The sequence below is a fragment of the Vogesella sp. AC12 genome (genome assembly GCF_024437575.1).
Classification (GTDB): Bacteria; Pseudomonadota; Gammaproteobacteria; order Burkholderiales; family Chromobacteriaceae; genus Vogesella; species Vogesella indigofera.
On the sequence record NZ_JANFNU010000012.1, the window covers coordinates 52670 to 68603 of the forward strand.

Genomic DNA, 15934 nt, shown 5'->3' on the forward strand with positions numbered 1-15934 from the left:
ACCTTTTTGCTTATTTTTTAAGCTAAAACAACGCCGGCTGCTGCGTGGCCTTGGCCGCTGGCGGCCGGCTGCATGACAAGTGAAAAACGGGGGATGTTGCGGAAGGGATGGGGGTGGGAAGTCGGTCGATAAGCCGGGTTTTGTCGTTGGACAGTCATTCCTCTAGTCTTGCCGTTACCGACAAGCTCAAGCAACCTACCCGGGTACAGCGCGGGCCACGCCAATGTACCCCTATTTGGTCTTGCTCCGGATGGGGTTTAGCCTGCCGTCCGTATCGCTACGTCCGCGGTGCGCTCTTACCGCACCTTTTCACCCTTGCCTGTGCCGCTGTCAGCGGGCTGGCGAACCAGCACTAACGCAAAACGTACGCTGCACGCAGCGCGTATTCTGCCCTGAACAGTACGATGCGCACCCTTGCGGGTGACACATCCGGCCATCGGCGGTTCAGCTCTCTGTTCCACTTTCCGTCGCCTCACGACGCCTGGCCGTTAGCCAGCATCCTGCCCTTTGGAGCCCGGACTTTCCTCCCCGTGCAAGCACGCGGCGACTGCCTGGCCGACTTCCCGGCGCGGATTGTAGCGCAAAGCGCCGCCCGGCACTGACAATTATCAATCCGCCGCCGCGAGCGGCTCCCTATACTGTTCCTCCCCCCCACCACCCCCACCACCCGCTTCCATGACAGATCACCACAAACTTGCGCGATTACAACTAAGCGGCATGCTGGGGCTGGTGCTGATGGTGGTGCTGCTGCTGGCCAGCTACTTTTTCTACCAGCAGTGGCGCGACTACCGCGACGGCAGCTCGGTGGTGGCGGAAGAGGCGCGGCTGCGCGGCCAGACCTTCCTCAAGGCCTACGGCGACCACGCCAGCAACTCGCTGGAGACGCTGTACTCGCAGACGCAGGACATCCTGCGCCTGCGCCTGCGCGAGCAGGTCGACCAGGCCTATGTGCTGGCCGACAGCCTGTACCGCCGCCACCACGGCCGCTTGAGCGATGCGGCGCTGCAACGCGAGATCGTGGAAAGCCTGCGCCCGCTGCGCTACTTCGGCGGCCGCGGCTACTACTTCATCGATACCCTCGACGGCGACTGCGTGCTGCTGCCGACCAGCCCGCAGCGCGAAGGCCGCAACCTGCTCGACAACCAGGACGACCAGGGCGCCTACATCATGCGCAAGCTGCTGCTGTCGGTGGACAACCACGCCGGCAGCGGCTTTGCCAGCTATCGCTGGTACCGCCCCGGCGAGACGTTCATGTCGGAAAAGATCGCCTACTCGCGCCGCTTCGAGCCGTTCGGCTGGCTGATCGGCGGCGGCGAGTACGTGCTGAACGTGGAAGAAGACCTGCAGCAGCAGGCGCTGCAGACGCTGGCGCAGATGCCGGTCGGCGAGCGCGGCTTCTTCGCCGTCATCGACCAGCACGGCCGCCTGCGCCAGCTGCCGGGCCAGCGCGGCTTCACCCTGCCCGCCGCGCTGCAGCAGCAGCTGGCGGCCACGCCGTCGCAGTATTTCGTCAGCTTCAGCCATCCCGCCGCCGGCGGCAGCCAGCGCTACAGCGCCTACGTGGCGCTGGTGCCGTCCTGGCAGTGGCGGGTGGTCAGCATCATCCCCGAGCGCGAGCTGACGCTGTCCGGCGCCGCGCAGGCGCAGGCGCTGGGCGAGAAGACGCGCAACCGGGTGCTGACCACGCTGCTGATCCTGACGCTGGCGGTGTGCCTGGCGTGGCTGTTCTCGGTGCACTTCAGCCGCTGGCTGGGGGCGCTGATCGCGCAGTACCAGCAGCGGCTGCAGGCGTCGCAGCGGCAGGTGGAGGACAAGGCGCGCGAGATCGAGCTGACGCGCTACATGAGCGACAGCGCCGCCGACGCCATCGTGCTGCTCAACGCGCAGGGCCGCGTGGTGTACCACAACGAGGCGGCCAAGCGCTGCTTCTGCGACGGCAACGAGCACCGCATGCCGGAGCTGTTCGAGGAGCGCTTCAGCGGCGGCCAGCACCACTACGTGCGCAGCGTGCGCTGCTGCAGCGGCGAGGTGACGCTGGAGATCAGCCTCACCGGCCTCAGCTACCAGGGCGAGTACTACCGCTGCGCCACCGCGCGCGACATCAGCGCCCGCGTCAGCCACGAGCGGCAGCAAAGGTTGGCCGCAACGGTGTTCGAGGCCAGCTCGGAGGCGATCCTGATCACCGACGCCGACAGCCGCATCATCGCCGTCAACCGCGCCTTCAGCGACATCACCGGCTACAGCGAGGCCCAGGCGCTGGGCAACACCCCGGCGCTGCTCAACTCCGGCCGCCACGACGCCGCCTTCTACCGCGACATGTGGAACCACCTGCACGCGCGCGGCTACTGGAGCGGCGAGATCTGGAACCGGCGCCAAAACGGCGAAATCTACCCGGAGTGGCTGACCATCAACCAGGTGCGCAACGGCGACGGCAGCATCAGCCACTACGTGGCGCTGTTCTCCGACATCAGCGAGCGCAAGGCCACCGAGGCGCGGGTGCAGCACCTCGCCGAGTACGACTTCCTCACCAACCTGCCCAACCGCCTGCTGCTGCACGACCGCCTGCAGCAGTCGCTGCACCTGGCCGAGCGCAAGCAGCACGCGGTGGCGGTGCTGTTCATGGATCTCGACCGCTTCAAGAACGTCAACGACACCCTCGGCCACGACGCCGGCGACGAGCTGCTGCGCCAGGTCGCCAGCCGCACCCAGCACATGCTGCGCGAGATGGACACCGTTGGCCGCACCGGCGGCGACGAGTTCGTCATCATCCTGCCGGAGCTGTCCGGCAGCGCGCAGGCCGGCATGGTCGCCGAGCGCGTGCTGCAGGTGCTGGAGGCGCCGTTCACCCTGCGCGGCCACACGCTGGTGATCAGCGCCAGCATCGGCATCGCGGTGTCGCCGGCCGACGGCAGCAGCCCGGAAGTGCTGCTCAAGAATGCCGACATGGCGATGTACCAGGCCAAGGCCAGCGGCCGCAACGCGTTCCGCTTCTTCACCGCCAGCATGACCGCCGAGGTCAGCGAGCGGCTGCTGCTGGAAAACCAGCTGCGCCTGGCGATGGCGCAGCAACAGTTCTATCTCGAGCTGCAGCCGAAGTACCACATCGCCAGCCGCCGCCTCAACGGCTTCGAGGCGCTGCTGCGCTGGCGCCAGGCGGACGGCAGTCTGGTGTCGCCGGCGCGCTTCATCCCGGTGGCCGAGGATTCCGGCGTGATCACCGAGCTGGGACTGTGGGTGCTGGAACAGGCCTGCCGCACCGCGACGGAGTGGGTGCGCCACGGCCGGCAGCTGACCATCGCCGTCAACGTCTCGGCGCGGCAGTTGACCCACGGCGACTTCTGCGCCGAGGTGGCGCGGGTGCTGCGCGACAGCGACCTGCCGCCGGCGCTGCTGGAACTGGAAGTGACCGAGGGCACGCTGATCGACTACAGCGGCCCGGTGCGGCAGCAGCTGGCTGGCATCAAGGCGCTGGGGGTGCGGCTGGCGGTGGACGATTTCGGCACCGGCTACTCCAGCCTTGCCTACCTGAAGAACTTCGCGCCGGACACGGTGAAGATCGACCGCTCCTTCGTCAGCGAGCTGCAGCACAACCGCGACAACGCCGCCATCGTCTCCGCCATCATCACCCTGGCGCGCAATCTGGACATGGAGTCGCTGGCCGAAGGCGTGGAAACCGAGGCCGAGCTGGCGGCGCTGCAGGCGCTGGGCTGCGACACGGTGCAGGGCTTCCTCACCGGCCGGCCGCTGGCGGTCAACGACGCGCTGGCGCTGTGCCGGCTGCAGGCACCGGCCGACGCGGTCTGACGCCTAAAGCCCGTTCAAGCTGTCGCGCGCACGCGAGACCAGAACGGCTCAGGCAGCGGCGTTTCGCTGGCGACGAAGCAGCAGGCCGCAGGCGTTTTAGCGCCGCATCGCGCCATTGCGCTCCGTTGCCGCCGGCACTGCACCGCGGCTCAGTCGAAGCGGCGGGTGTAGCGCAATTCCGACGACGCGTCGCGGCCGGCGCGGCCGATCAGCGACAGCGTGCGCGACAGCTGGTAGCTGACCTTCAGCGCCTGCTCGGCGCTACGCAGCCCGTACTCGTAGCCGACATACAGCTCGCGCGTCAGCTGCTTGCCCAGCGTCACCACCTGCTCCGCCGGGCTGACCACGCCGGCGCTGCTGGTGCTTTCCGCCCGCGACTGCACGCCGATGTCGTCGAACAGCCCGACCTGGTCGTTGATCAGGCCGGCGAGCAGGCCACCGGCGGCGGCACCGGCGCCACCGGTGTTGTCGCCAACCGCGGCGGCGCGGCCCAGCACCAGCCACGACAGCTTGTCCTTTTCCGACATCGCCTCGTCCGCCACCAGCTTCACCGTCGGCCTCAGCAGCGCGCCGCGCACCTCGACCCCGGCGCCGACCGGCGAGAAGCGGCGCGTGGTGCGCAGGTCCAGCGCCGGGTTGTCCAGCGGCCCGCTGAAGGTGATCAGGCCGCGGGTGATGTCCAGGTCCTGGCCGTAGGCCTTGAAGCGCCCCTTGTCGACGCGGATCTGGCCGCGCGCCTGCAGCGTGCCGCCCTGCTCTGCCAGCAGCCGCACCTCGCCGCCCAGCCACGCCTCCAGCCCGTTGCCGCCGAAGCGCAGCTTGTCACCGAGCGCGATGCGCAGGTCCAGCGCCAGCGGCCAGCGGTTGCCGGCATCGTCGACCACCTCGCGCCCCACCACCACCACGTCGTCGGACAGCCGCGGCCCGCCCAGTTTCGGGATGTCGATGCGGCCCTCGTCGACGCTGAGGTTGCCGCTCAGCGTCACCACCCGCTGCCGCACCTCGACGCGGCTGCGCCCGGACAGCAGCAGGCGCCGCCCCGGCCGCTCCAGCGCGGCAAAGCGCTTGAAGTCGAGCAGCAGCAGCACGTCCGGCGTCGTCTGGAACAGGTCGATGCGGCCGCTGCCGGTCAGCTCGCCCTGCTTGCCGAAGCGCAGGCTGTCGATCAGCAGCTGCTGGCCGGCCAGCCGCGCCTGCAGCTGGCCCTGCTCCAGGCGGATGCCGTTGCGGCGCTCGACGAAGCGCAGGTCGTGGCCCAGCAGCGGCCCGTCCAGCGTCGGCGACGACAGCGTGCCGCCCAGCTGCAGCGTGGCGTCGAGGCTGCCGGACAATTCCATGCCCGCCTTCAGCCACGGCTGTGCCAGTGCCAGCGACGGCACCTGCAGCCGCACGCTGCCGGTCAGCGCCGCGTTGGCGACGTTGCCGCCGTTGCCCCACAGCACGCTGCCGTCGGCGGCGAGCTTGCCGAAACGGCTGTCCAGCGCCAGCGCCAGCGGCCCGCGTTCACCGAGGCCGACGCTCAGCGTCGCCCGGCTCAGCCCCAGCGCCTGCTCGCCGGCCGGGGCCGGCAGCCAGACATCACCCTGCGTGCGCTGCAGCTGCACGCTGCCCTGCGGCCAACCTTGCGCGCTGCGCACTTGCCAGCCGGCGTCGAACACCAGCGTCTGCCGCAGCGACGGGCTGAACCACGGCGCCAGCGCCGACAAGGCCAGCCCCTGCACCCGGCCCTCGCTGCGCCAGCCGCCGCCGCGCTGCCAGCGGCTCTCGCCCAGCTGCCACTGCGCGCCCAGCGCCTGCCAGCGGCTGGCCGCCAGTGCCACGTTGGCCGCCCCCGCGCGCAGCGCCACCGGCTGCTGCAGGCGCAGCGGCAGCCAGCCGCTGCCCTCCAGCTGCTGCAACGTGCCGCGCCAGTTGCTGCTGCCGCGCTCGAAACCACCGGCCAGCTGCAGTGCCAGCTGCTGTTCATGCTGTTGCAGGCGACCGTCGGCGCTCAGCTGCAGCCGGTGCGCCAGACGGCTGCCGTCGGCCTGCAGGCTCAGCCGCGCCAGCTGCTTGTCGCCCAGCGTCAGCGTACGGCCATCGAGGCGGATACGGAACGGACTGTCGTCGGCGATGCCGCTCTCGCCCTGCAGGCTGAGGCTGGCCACCGCCAGCGCCCCCGGCAGGCGCAGGTTGCTGGCCTGCAGGTCGGCGCGCACCTGCGGCCGTGCCGGCACCCCGCCCAGATCCAGCTCGCCGCGCACCCGCCCGGAGAACACCGGGCCGAGCAGGCCCAGCTGCGGCGCGTCGAGCAGCATCTGCAGCCGGTCGCCGGGTTTGCCGTAGCTGCCATTCAGTCGCAGGCTGTTGCCGCCCAGTTGCAGCTGACCCTGCAGCGTGCGTAGCCGCTGCGCCTGCCAGCTGGCCTGCAGCCGGCCGGACAGCGGCGCGCCGGACAGCGTGCCCGGCGTCAGCTGCAACTGCAGCTCGCCCTGCGGCGCCTGCGCCAGCCGTACCCTGGCGCTGAAATTGCCGTTGATATTGCCCACCGGCAGCTGCGGCGACAGCGCCGCCGGGTTCAGCGCCTGCAGCTTGCCGCGCGCGTCCAGCTGCGGCACCGCGCCCAGCGCCAGCGTGCCGTCCAGCAGCAACCGGCCGGCGCCGGTGCCCAGCTGCAGCTGCTGCAATTGCCACTGCTGCGGCGCCGGCAGCGCCAGTCCACCGCGCAGCGACAGCTTGCCGCTGGCCAGCGCCAGGGCCAGCCGCGGCGCGCGCGGGCTGCCGGACACGCGGATGTCGCCGCCGATACGGTGCGATGGCAGGCTGGCCAGCAGCGCCTGGCTGTGGATGCCGTCCAGCCGCAGCGCCAGTGCCAGCGCGCTGGCGCTGACGCGGCCGTTGAGGGTGGCGCGGCCGTCGGCCAGCTCCGCCACCAGATTGTTCAGCAGCAGGGTGTCGTCGCGGATCTGGAACGGGCCGTACAGCAGCGACAGCGGCAGCCGCTGCGCGCTGAGCGCACCGGGCTGGTAGTTGATCAGCGACACGCCGCCGTCGAGCACGCCACCCGCCCCCGGCGCCAGCTGCAGCGCGAGACCCAGCCGCGCCTGCGGCCAGCCCGGCTGCAGTGCCTGCGGATTGATGCCGCCGATGCGCACGTCCAGCTGCTGCAGGCGTTGCAAGGCCTGCGGCGCGAACGGCCGCAGCCGTGCCTTCAGGTCGGCCGACAGTCCCAGCGCGCTGACGGTGCCGCTGACGCGCGGCGCCAGCAGCGACTGCTGCAGCGTCAGCACGCCGCGGCTGGCGACGCCTTCCAGCACGCCGTCGTATTCCAGCCGCCCGCCGAGCGCGAACGGCGCGCTGCTGCCCAGCGCCACGCTGGCGTACATCCGCCCCCAGCGGCTGTCCAGCCGGCGCAACACCAGCGCGTGCTGCTGTTGCTGGTAGTAGTAGCCGGCGTCAAGCGCGTTCAGCAGCGGCGGCGCGTCGCCCAGCTGCAGCGCGTCCAGCCGCAGGCTGTCGATGGCGACGTCCAGCGGCAGGCGCAGGTGGGCCGGCAGCTGCGGCGGGCTGCCGTCGGACGGCTTGCTGCTGTGATAGCGCAGCACGCCAAGGTGCAGCTGTTCGATCTGCAACTGGCGCTGCCACAGCCGCTGCGGCGACCACGCCAGCTGCAGCCGGCTCAGCGCCAGCTGCTGTTGCGGCGTCTGCCAGCGGAGGTCTTCCAGCACGAAGCCATGCCACAGCGTGCCGTGGCTGCGGCCAACCTTGAGCTGGCCGCCACTGGCGCGCTCCAGCAGCGGCCACAGGCTGGCGAAGCCGGCCGGCGTGGCGGTGAACCACGCCAGCGCGCCGCCGACACCGAGCAAGAACAGCAGGCTCAGCAACAGCAGCCAGCGCAGCCATCTCAGGCGGCGACGCGGCGCAGGCGGCGGTGTCGGGGTATCCGGCGGCGCCGCCGATGGCAGGGATGGGGGCGGCAGGGATGACGACGGCAGCAGGTCTTCGGTGTGCGCCATCAGAAGGCCAGCCCCAGGTTGAGGTTCCAGCGCCAGCGCTGGTCGCGCGCGCCATAGGCGATGTCGAAGGCCAGCGGCGCCAGCGGGCTGAGCCAGCGCACGCCGACCCCCTGCGCCCGCGCCAGGCGCCAGCTCTGCCAGCTGTCGGCGGCGTCACCGCCATCGACAAACGCCGCCAGACGCCACGCCGGCGTCAGCGGGTACTGGTATTCCAGCGTCGCGGTCGCCAGCACGCGGCCGCCGGTGATCGCGCCGCTGTCCGGGCTGACGATGCCGAGGCTCTGGTAGTCGTAGCCGCGCACGCTGCCGACACCGCCGGCCTTGAATAGGCGCGACGCCGGCACCTGCAGCGCGTCGTCGGCCCACACCTGGCCCAGCTCCAGCCGCGTCAGCCAGGTGCCGCGCATGAAGGACGGGCTCCAGTACAGCGCGCCGCGGCCGTAGGCGCGCAGGAAACGGGTGTCCGCCGCCAGCCCGGCGCCGGACAGGTGGCCCTCCAGCAGATAGCCGGACCCGGGGCGCAGCGGGTTGTCCACCGCGCGCTGCGCCCAGCCGTAGGACAGGATCAGCGCCTTGTTGTCGCGGGTGGCCTCGCCCTCGATCTTCTCGCGTTCGATCAGGTATTCCACGCCGAAGCGGGCCTCGATCTCTCCGCGCTGGCGCACGCGGAACAGGCCCAGCTCGGTGGCGTCGGTGATGGTCAGGTTCTGCTCGGCGTGGCGCTGCTGCAGGTTGAGGCTGTGCGCGTAGCCGTCGCTGCCGCGCGCAAAGCCGAGGCCCAGATCCAGCTGCTGCCGCGACTTTTTCCAGTCGTAGGCCACCGAGCCGGTATAGCCGCGGCGCAGCAGGTTGTAGTGCTCGTAGCCCAGGCGGGTGCCGGCGCCGTCACCGGTGCTGTAGTTGAGGCCGACCTCCAGCTTCTGCCGCTGCTGCTCGCTCAGGGTGATGCCCAGCGGCACGGTGTCGTCGTGCAGCTGTTCCCACAGCGGCGCCACCACCACGCCGGTGAAGTGCGGATCGTTCTCCAGCGCCGCCTGCAACGCCACCAGCGACGGCTGCGCGTACGGCGCGCCGGGCGCGAAATCGGCCATGCCGCTGACGATGCTGGCCGGATAGCGCTGCAGGCCGTCGATGCGGAAGTCGCCGAAGCGGATCAGCGGCCCGCTGTCCACCGTCAGCGTCACCCGCGCCTGGCGGCTGGCCGGGTCGATGCGCACCTGCGCGGCGGTGAGCCTGGCCTGCGGGAAGCGGTCGAGCAGGAAGGGGCGCAGCGCCGCCTTCTTGCTGTTGTCCCAGTCGTCCTGGCGGAACACCGCGCCCTCCGGCAGCGCCCAGTCTTCCATCACCTTGGAAAGAAAGCGGCTGTAGTCCGCCTGCTGCCGCACCGGCCCCTGCAGCGTGACATCGACCGCGCTGACGATCACCGGCGCGCCGGCGCTGACCTGCACCCGCACCAGATTGCCGTCGCGGCTGACCTTGACCTCGCTGCCGAAATAGCCCTCGGTCTCCAGCAGCGCGCGCGCCTCGGCCGGGGTGCCGGCCACGATGCTGTCCAGATCCTGCGCCGTCAGCGCCTCGTCCTGCTGCAGCGTGTACAGGTCGAGGTTGCCGCGCAGCAGCACGTCCAGTTCCGACGGCGCCGCCAGCTCGACGCGGTAATCCAGCGCGTGGGCAGTCAGGGGCAGGCAGGCAAGTAACAACAGGACGCGATACATGGGCGGATAGTCAGCAGGTGGGCGGGCAAGCGCCCATGGTAGTGCAGTTGCCGCGCAATGAAAAATGACATTCACACGAGCGGCGCCGTAGATCAGACCGCCGCCGGCGCGCGCCGTTCCCGCCGCGGCCACTGGCACGCATACTGTGCGGCCAACCCTCAACGGAGCCACTCATGGCACAGCACCTCTCCCGCGTCGCACTGCTGGTACACGACTACGACACCGCCATCGCCTGGTATGTCGACAAGCTCGGTTTTGAACTGCTGGAAGACCAGCCGCAGGGACACAAGCGCTGGGTCGTGGTCAGCCCGCGCGGCGCCGGTCACTGCGCACTGGTACTGGCGCAGCCCTCGACGGCGGAGCAGGCGGCATTCATCGGCCACCAGGCCGGCGGCCGCGTATGGCTGTTTCTGGAAAGCGACGACTTCTGGCGCGACTATCACGCGATGCAGGCGCGCGGTGTGCACTTCTGTGAGTCTCCGCGCGAGGAAGCCTACGGCACGGTAGTGGTGTTCGAGGATCTCTACGGCAACCGCTGGGACCTGCTGCAGCTGAAATCCGCCTAGGCGCGTGCCGGCCGCGCGCGGATCACCAGCGCGATGCCGCCGAGTATCGCCAGCGCCGCCAGCAGCAGGCGCCAACCCGGCTGCTCGGCCAGCAGCAGCCAGCCGGCCAGCGCCGTCAGCAGCGGCACGCTCAGCTGCACCGTGGCCGCGCTGCTGGCGCTCAGCCCGCGCAGCGCGCGATACCAGATGGCGTAGCCGATGCCCGACGCCAGCGCCCCGGACGCCACCGCGTACCCCACCCCGGCCACCGGCGGCGACAGCGGCGGCGCCTGCCACAGCCACAGCAGCAACGCCAACGGTAGCGCGCGCAGGAAATTGCCGGCGGTCACCGCGGTGGCATCGCCGGCGCCGCGCCCGAGCAGCGAATACGCGCCCCACGCCGCACCGGCCAGCAGCATCAGCAACATGCCGCCCAGCGGCGGTGCCGACGCCCCCGGCAGCAACAGCAACAGCAGCCCACCCAGCGCGGCGACAAAACCCAGCCACTGGCGGGCGGCCAGCCGTTCTCCCTGCCACCAGCCGCAGGCGATCATGGTCGCCTGCACCGCGCCGAACAGGCACAGCGCACCGCTGGCCGCCGGCAGGCTGAGATAGGCAAACGAGAACGCGGCGGCGTAGACGAACAGTGCCACCGCGCCGCGCCAGCTGCCGGCCACCGGCCACTGCCGCGTTTGCCACACGACCAGCGCCGCCAGCATCAGCGCACCGGACAGCAGGCGGATTGCGGTGAAACTGGCGGCGTCGATGCCGGTGCTGCTCAGTGCCAGCCGGCACAACAGCGAATTGCCGGCAAAGGCCAGCATCGCCAGCGCGGTCAGCAGCAGGGTCTGTGCACGTGAAGTCACGACGGCTCCTTGATCGGGGTTGAATACTCATGAGCACCGCCAGCGCCCTGTCCTGCTTACCATAGCCGCTTTTTGCGCCGGCGGCGTGCACGGGCCAGTGCCACGGCGGCAGGCAGGTAGCGCCAATACCATGATAACTGCTTATCTTGTACCCCTATCCGGCAGCGGTTAAGGTCGTGACTCCATCTTGCAGAGCATACGACATGAGCAGCCATCAGCAGGCCACCCGGCAACAGTTCGACCCGCAGGCGCAAGCCTACCTCACCAGCGCGGTGCACGCCGCCGGCCCCGACCTCGCCGCCGCGCAGCAGCTGGTCGCCGCCCACCTGCCGCGCCACAGCCGCGGCCTCGATGTCGGCTGTGGCGCCGGCCACCTCAGCTTCGCGCTGGCACCACTGCTGGGCGAAGTGGTGGCGCTGGACCCGGCGCCGGCGATGCTGGCCACCGTCGCCGCAGCGGCCACCGCCAACGGTCACGCCAATATCGCCACGCAACAGGGCGACGCCGCCGCGCTGCCGTTTGCCGACGCCAGCTTCGATCTGGTCGCCAGCCGCTACAGCGCCCACCACTGGCTGGACCTCGCCGCCGGCGTGCAGGAAATGCGCCGCGTGCTGCGCCCGGGCGGCTACCTGCTGCTGATCGACGTGGAAACCGACGCCGACGCGCTGGTCGACACCCATCTGCAGTGCTGGGAACTGCTGCGCGACCGCTCCCACATCCGCGACCGCTCCGACGCGGAATGGCGCCAGCTGCTGGCCGACGCCGGCATCACCCTGCAACAGCACGAGCACTGGCCGCTGCGGCTGGAGTTCGGCAGCTGGGTCAGCCGCATGCGCACGCCGCCGGAAAAAGTCGCCATGCTGCGCCAGTTGCAGCAGGAAGCACCGCAGGAAGTCGCCGCTGCGCTGCAGCTGGAAGCCGACGGCAGCTTCACCACCCGCACCGGGCTGTGGTGGGGGCAGCGCGCCGGCTGAGCGGGCAAGACCCGCGCCTGCCGCGTGAAACACACAACGGCTGCCAAGGTTGGCCGCAAGTCGCTTACCGCCTGCGGCCAACCTTGCGGCCTGATCTGCGGCAGGAGCCCGGCTAAGGTCAGCCCAGCGCGTCAAGCGGCTGGCCGCACCGACCGGCAATGGACAGGCAGCAGGCGCCAAGCCTTGAAAGTGGCCACGCCGCACCGATATGGCCAGCAGAGACCCCCTGGAGCCTGCCATGAACACCCCCACCGCCCTGCACCTGGCCTGCCCGCACTGCCACGCGCTCAACCGCGTCCCGGCCAGCCGCCTCGCCGACGGCCCCAACTGCGGCCAGTGCCACCTGCCGCTGCTGACCGGCCAGCCGCTGGAGCTGACCGTCGACCACGCCGAGCGCCACATCTCGCGCAACGACATCCCGGTGGTGGTGGATTTCTGGGCGCCGTGGTGCGGCCCCTGCCAGATGATGGGCCCCGCCTTTGCCCAGGCCGCCGCCGCCCTGCCGCAGGTGCGCTTCGCCAAGATCAACACCCAGAACGAAACCACCCTCGGCCAGCGCTTCGCCATCCGCAGCATCCCGACCATGATCCTGTTCGTGGCGGGTCGTGAAATCCAGCGCCAGGCCGGCGCCATGGACAGCGCCAGCATCCAGCGCTGGATTGCGGCAGGATTGCAGAAGGCGGGGCGGTAACAGGAGGTAGGTCGGGTTGGCGCAGCGTAAGCCGACACGACCTGCGGCCAACCTTGGCGGTCATGAACACGCGTAGCCCGGATGAGCGACAGCGCATCCGGAGATGATTGCTACAGCGTATCGGCGTCGCGAACACAGGCGTCAGCCTGCGCCAGCAACGCCTGCCGCGTCGCCGCATCCATCTTGCGCCAGCTGGCGTAGGGCATCGCCAGGCGCGGGTTGGCCGCCAGCGTCGCCTCGTGCCGTGCCAGAAAGTGCCAGTACAGGCTGTTGAACGGGCAGGCTTGCGGCCCGGTTTTCTGCTTGACCGTGTAGCGGCAGTGCGTGCAGTGGTCGCCCATGCGCGCCAGATAGGCGCCGCCGGACACATAGGGCTTGCTGGCCATGAAGCCGCCGTCGGCCCACTGGCTCATGCCGCGCGTATTCGGCTGCTCCACCCACTCGAAGGCATCGATGTAGATGCCCAGATACCAGGCGTCCACTTCGTCCGGATCACAGCCCAGCAGCAGGGCGATGTTGCCGGTCACCATCAGGCGCTGGATGTGGTGGGCGTAGGCGTGCTGCAGGCTGCCGCGCACCGCCTGCGCCACACAGGCCATGCCGGTGTCGCCATCCCAGAACCAGCGCGGCAACGGCCGGCGGTGCTGCAGCGCGTTCACGCGGCCGAAATCCGGCCGCGCCCAGTACACGCCGCGCACGTATTCACGCCAGCCCAGGATCTGGCGGATGAAACCCTCGACGCTGGCCAGCGGCAGCGTCGGGTCGCTGCGCCAGGCGGCCTCGGCGGCGTGCACCACCTCCTGCGGCGACAGCATCTTGGTATTGAGCGCAAAACTCAGCCCACTGTGAAACAGCCAGGCCTCGTCGTGCACCAGCGCGTCCTGATAGCGGCCAAAGTGCCGCAGCCGGTGCCGGATGAAATCAGCCAGCCAGGCGCGCGCCTCGCGCCGGGTCAGTGGCCAACGCAGCGCCTCCGCCTGCGGCTCACCCAGCGTCTGCACGCCGGCATCAAGGATTTCCTGCCACAGCGCGCGCAGGTCGTGGCCGGCAAACGGCCACGGCACCAGCGGCACCTCGCCGCGATACGGCTCGCGGTTGGCCGCATCGTAGTTCCACTGCCCGCCCGCCGGCTTGCCGGCCGCATCCAGCAGCACGCCATGCTGCTGCCGCATGCGGCGGTAGAAGGTTTCCATGCGCCAGCCCTTGCTACCGAACAGCGCCGCCGCCTCGTCACGCGAGGTGTAGAAATGCTCGCTGTCCACCACGCTCAGCGGCAGGCCCAGCTGCTGCGGCAGCGCCGCCAGCAAGGCATCCACCCGACGCTCGTCCGCCTGCTGGCAGGCCAGGCTGTCGGCAGCATAATGCGCGGCCAGCCAGCCCAGGTTGGCCGCAAACTCGTGGCGATTGTCCGCATCACCGATGCGCAAATAGTGCACACGATGGCCGGCGGCCTGCAGCGCCCCGGCAAAGCCGCGCATGGCGGCAAACAGCGCCAGCACCTTCTGCGCGTGGTGGCGCACGTAGCCGGTTTCGCTGCGGATTTCCATCATCACGTACACCACATCGTCGCGGCGTTCGCGGTACCAGCTGTGGCCAGCGTTAAGCTGGTCCCCCAGAATCAGGCGCAGTTGCATGCAGTCTCCCAGACAAACGGCCCGCCAGCATGGCGAGCCGTTGCATGATGCCATCAGGCCAGGTCGCAGTGCGACGGTGTGCCGACAACACAAGCTTGGCCGCAAAGCCGTCACGGCTTGCGGCCAACCTTAGCGCGGTAATCGGCTTTGATTTTTTTGCCACGGAAGAACACGGAAAACACGGACAAAGGCAAAGACGGCGATTAACCGTGAAAGACTCGAAAGTAAAAGCGCCGGAATGAGCCAAGGTTGGCCGCAAGCCATTCCACCGCCAGCCAAAACCGAACCGACGCGCCCCATCCCGTTGGCGCAGGCCGTAGCAGCGGCCGCCAGCCCGGAAACAAGCCGCCCTCTTTTGAGCGCAGCGTATGGGCGGCGCCGGGATGGCCGCCGCTGCTACGGGAATTCCTGCGCCGTCGGGTCGCCTTTTCTTTGGTGACTTTCTTTTGGCGAAGCAAAAGAAAGTCACCCGCCGCCGCGCGGAAAGCGGCAGATAAAAGACATCCGCGCAGCGGATACCCCAGATAAAAACAAGGTTGGCCGCAAAGCCGTGATGACTTGCGGCCAACCTTTGGCTTGCATAGATAGTCATAGTGGCCGCACCTTCTGGGTTATGACACGCGACCGGATGCTCCGTACGGTGATTTATTCAGATATCGATTTATTTGAATTAATAATTCTCTCTAAAGCACCTCTCAAAGCATACTCCATTCCCTCTTCGGCTTTATTTGCTTGCTTCTTTGAAAAGGCACTTTCATTTCCTATATTCCAATGCTGAAATGCCTCTTTGATTTGACCCCAGTTGGCGTCCGCGCCATATGCTTCAAGGTAGAATTTTCCGAAATTAATTGCATGTCGGCGTTCTCCACTCTTGAGCGATTCATGCATGTATGAGTTGCTGTATATAAATGCGTATCTGGCTAACGCGGCAAATAGCGCTATAACAATAGTTCCACGAAATGCAATAAATACGAAGTAAGTCCAAGTAAAACCGGTTCCCGAGTGAAACAAATAGGCTCCACTAAGCGTTGTATATATTATAAATGCGATACCAAGAGCTATTGAGCATGCACCAACTATGGACCATATTTTTGCAATTTTATGAAAATTATCCTCTTTTGTTTGAAGTCCTGTTAGTGCTGTATTCACATAGCTCTGTGATTTTGATTCAATTTGCTTTCTACTTTCCTCGCGATATTTTTGCTTTTCTTGCTCTAGATCTTCTTCAGATCGCTTTAATGCTATTTCTCTTACTGAGAGTTCACTTTCAAGACGACTTCTTAAAAGTTCGGTTTCTTTTAATCTTTCATGAAAATGCTCCTCCATTTGCCTTTGACGTTGAAACATACTTTCTTGTCGTTTTTCAAAAAGTCTTTCCCGCTCCTCTAGTTCTCTTTGGAACTCTCTCTCACGAAGCAGCTGCTCTTCTTTTAATTTATTGCGACTTTCATTAAGCCGATCTTCCTGCTCCCGTATCACCGATTGTTGGTGAGCAAGCTGCTCCTGTAACTGTTTTTCACGAGCAACAAGCTCATTAAACATCAAGTTATAGTCGTGGCGTTTCTTTCTTTCGTTTTCAACGAACTCAAGCATTTCGTCACTCGCCATATTTTCCCTCGATTATATAAATTTTAATTAAATACCATGGAATATGAGAAAGACACATTTATTTGACAAATGAAGCAAAAAAATAAATCAATGAATTCAGTC

Annotated in this window: 9 protein-coding genes and 1 other RNA gene; 4 read left to right on the forward strand and 6 right to left on the reverse strand. The window is 67.6% G+C overall.

What is annotated here, in order from left to right; genetic code table 11:
- Positions 1 to 113 precede the first annotated feature (113 nt).
- An RNA gene (rnpB, locus tag NOM55_RS15160) (RNase P RNA component class A) lies at positions 114 to 563 on the reverse strand.
- 112 nt (positions 564 to 675) lie between these two features.
- Here rnpB and NOM55_RS15165 point away from each other — a divergent pair.
- A complete protein-coding gene (locus NOM55_RS15165; RefSeq protein WP_255909436.1) occupies positions 676 to 3804 on the forward strand; it encodes an EAL domain-containing protein in 3129 nt (1042 codons plus the stop codon).
- Between the two features lie 149 nt (positions 3805 to 3953).
- Here the strand turns inward: NOM55_RS15165 and NOM55_RS15170 are convergent, their stop codons facing one another.
- Together NOM55_RS15170 and NOM55_RS15175 are read right to left on the reverse strand one after the other, a co-directional pair.
- On the reverse strand, positions 3954 to 7799 hold the full coding sequence (locus tag NOM55_RS15170) for a translocation/assembly module TamB domain-containing protein (RefSeq protein ID WP_255909439.1): 3846 nt from the start codon (positions 7797 to 7799) through the stop codon (positions 3954 to 3956).
- Complete coding sequence (locus NOM55_RS15175; RefSeq protein ID WP_255909442.1) at positions 7799 to 9514, reverse strand: autotransporter assembly complex family protein; 1716 nt, start codon at positions 9512 to 9514, stop codon at positions 7799 to 7801. The genes NOM55_RS15170 and NOM55_RS15175 overlap by 1 nt, the downstream gene beginning before the upstream one ends.
- Before the next feature lie 173 nt (positions 9515 to 9687).
- On the opposite strand from NOM55_RS15175, the gene NOM55_RS15180 reads away from it, so the two are divergent.
- Complete coding sequence (locus NOM55_RS15180) at positions 9688 to 10080, forward strand: VOC family protein (RefSeq protein ID WP_047968451.1); 393 nt, start codon at positions 9688 to 9690, stop codon at positions 10078 to 10080.
- Here NOM55_RS15180 and NOM55_RS15185 read toward each other — a convergent pair.
- Entirely contained in the window at positions 10077 to 10925 is an 849-nt protein-coding gene (locus NOM55_RS15185) for a DMT family transporter (protein ID WP_255909445.1), read from the reverse strand. The genes NOM55_RS15180 and NOM55_RS15185 overlap by 4 nt on opposite strands.
- 203 nt (positions 10926 to 11128) lie before the next feature.
- Between NOM55_RS15185 and NOM55_RS15190 the strand changes: the two genes are divergently transcribed.
- Together NOM55_RS15190 and trxC are read left to right on the forward strand one after the other, a co-directional pair.
- Positions 11129 to 11899 carry a class I SAM-dependent methyltransferase gene (locus tag NOM55_RS15190; protein ID WP_255909447.1) on the forward strand — a complete coding sequence of 257 codons (771 nt, stop codon included), beginning with the start codon at positions 11129 to 11131 and terminating at the stop codon, positions 11897 to 11899.
- A gap of 238 nt (positions 11900 to 12137) precedes the next feature.
- Positions 12138 to 12590, forward strand: a complete 453-nt coding sequence (trxC, locus tag NOM55_RS15195; RefSeq protein ID WP_255909448.1) for a thioredoxin TrxC — start codon at positions 12138 to 12140, stop codon at positions 12588 to 12590.
- Between the two features lie 110 nt (positions 12591 to 12700).
- Here the strand turns inward: trxC and NOM55_RS15200 are convergent, their stop codons facing one another.
- Both NOM55_RS15200 and NOM55_RS15205 read right to left on the reverse strand, forming a co-directional pair.
- Positions 12701 to 14224 carry a cryptochrome/photolyase family protein gene (locus NOM55_RS15200; RefSeq protein ID WP_255909450.1) on the reverse strand — a complete coding sequence of 508 codons (1524 nt, stop codon included), beginning with the start codon at positions 14222 to 14224 and terminating at the stop codon, positions 12701 to 12703.
- Between the two features lie 645 nt (positions 14225 to 14869).
- Entirely contained in the window at positions 14870 to 15832 is a 963-nt protein-coding gene (locus tag NOM55_RS15205) for a hypothetical protein (protein ID WP_255909452.1), read from the reverse strand.
- Between the last annotated feature and the right edge of the window lie 102 nt (positions 15833 to 15934).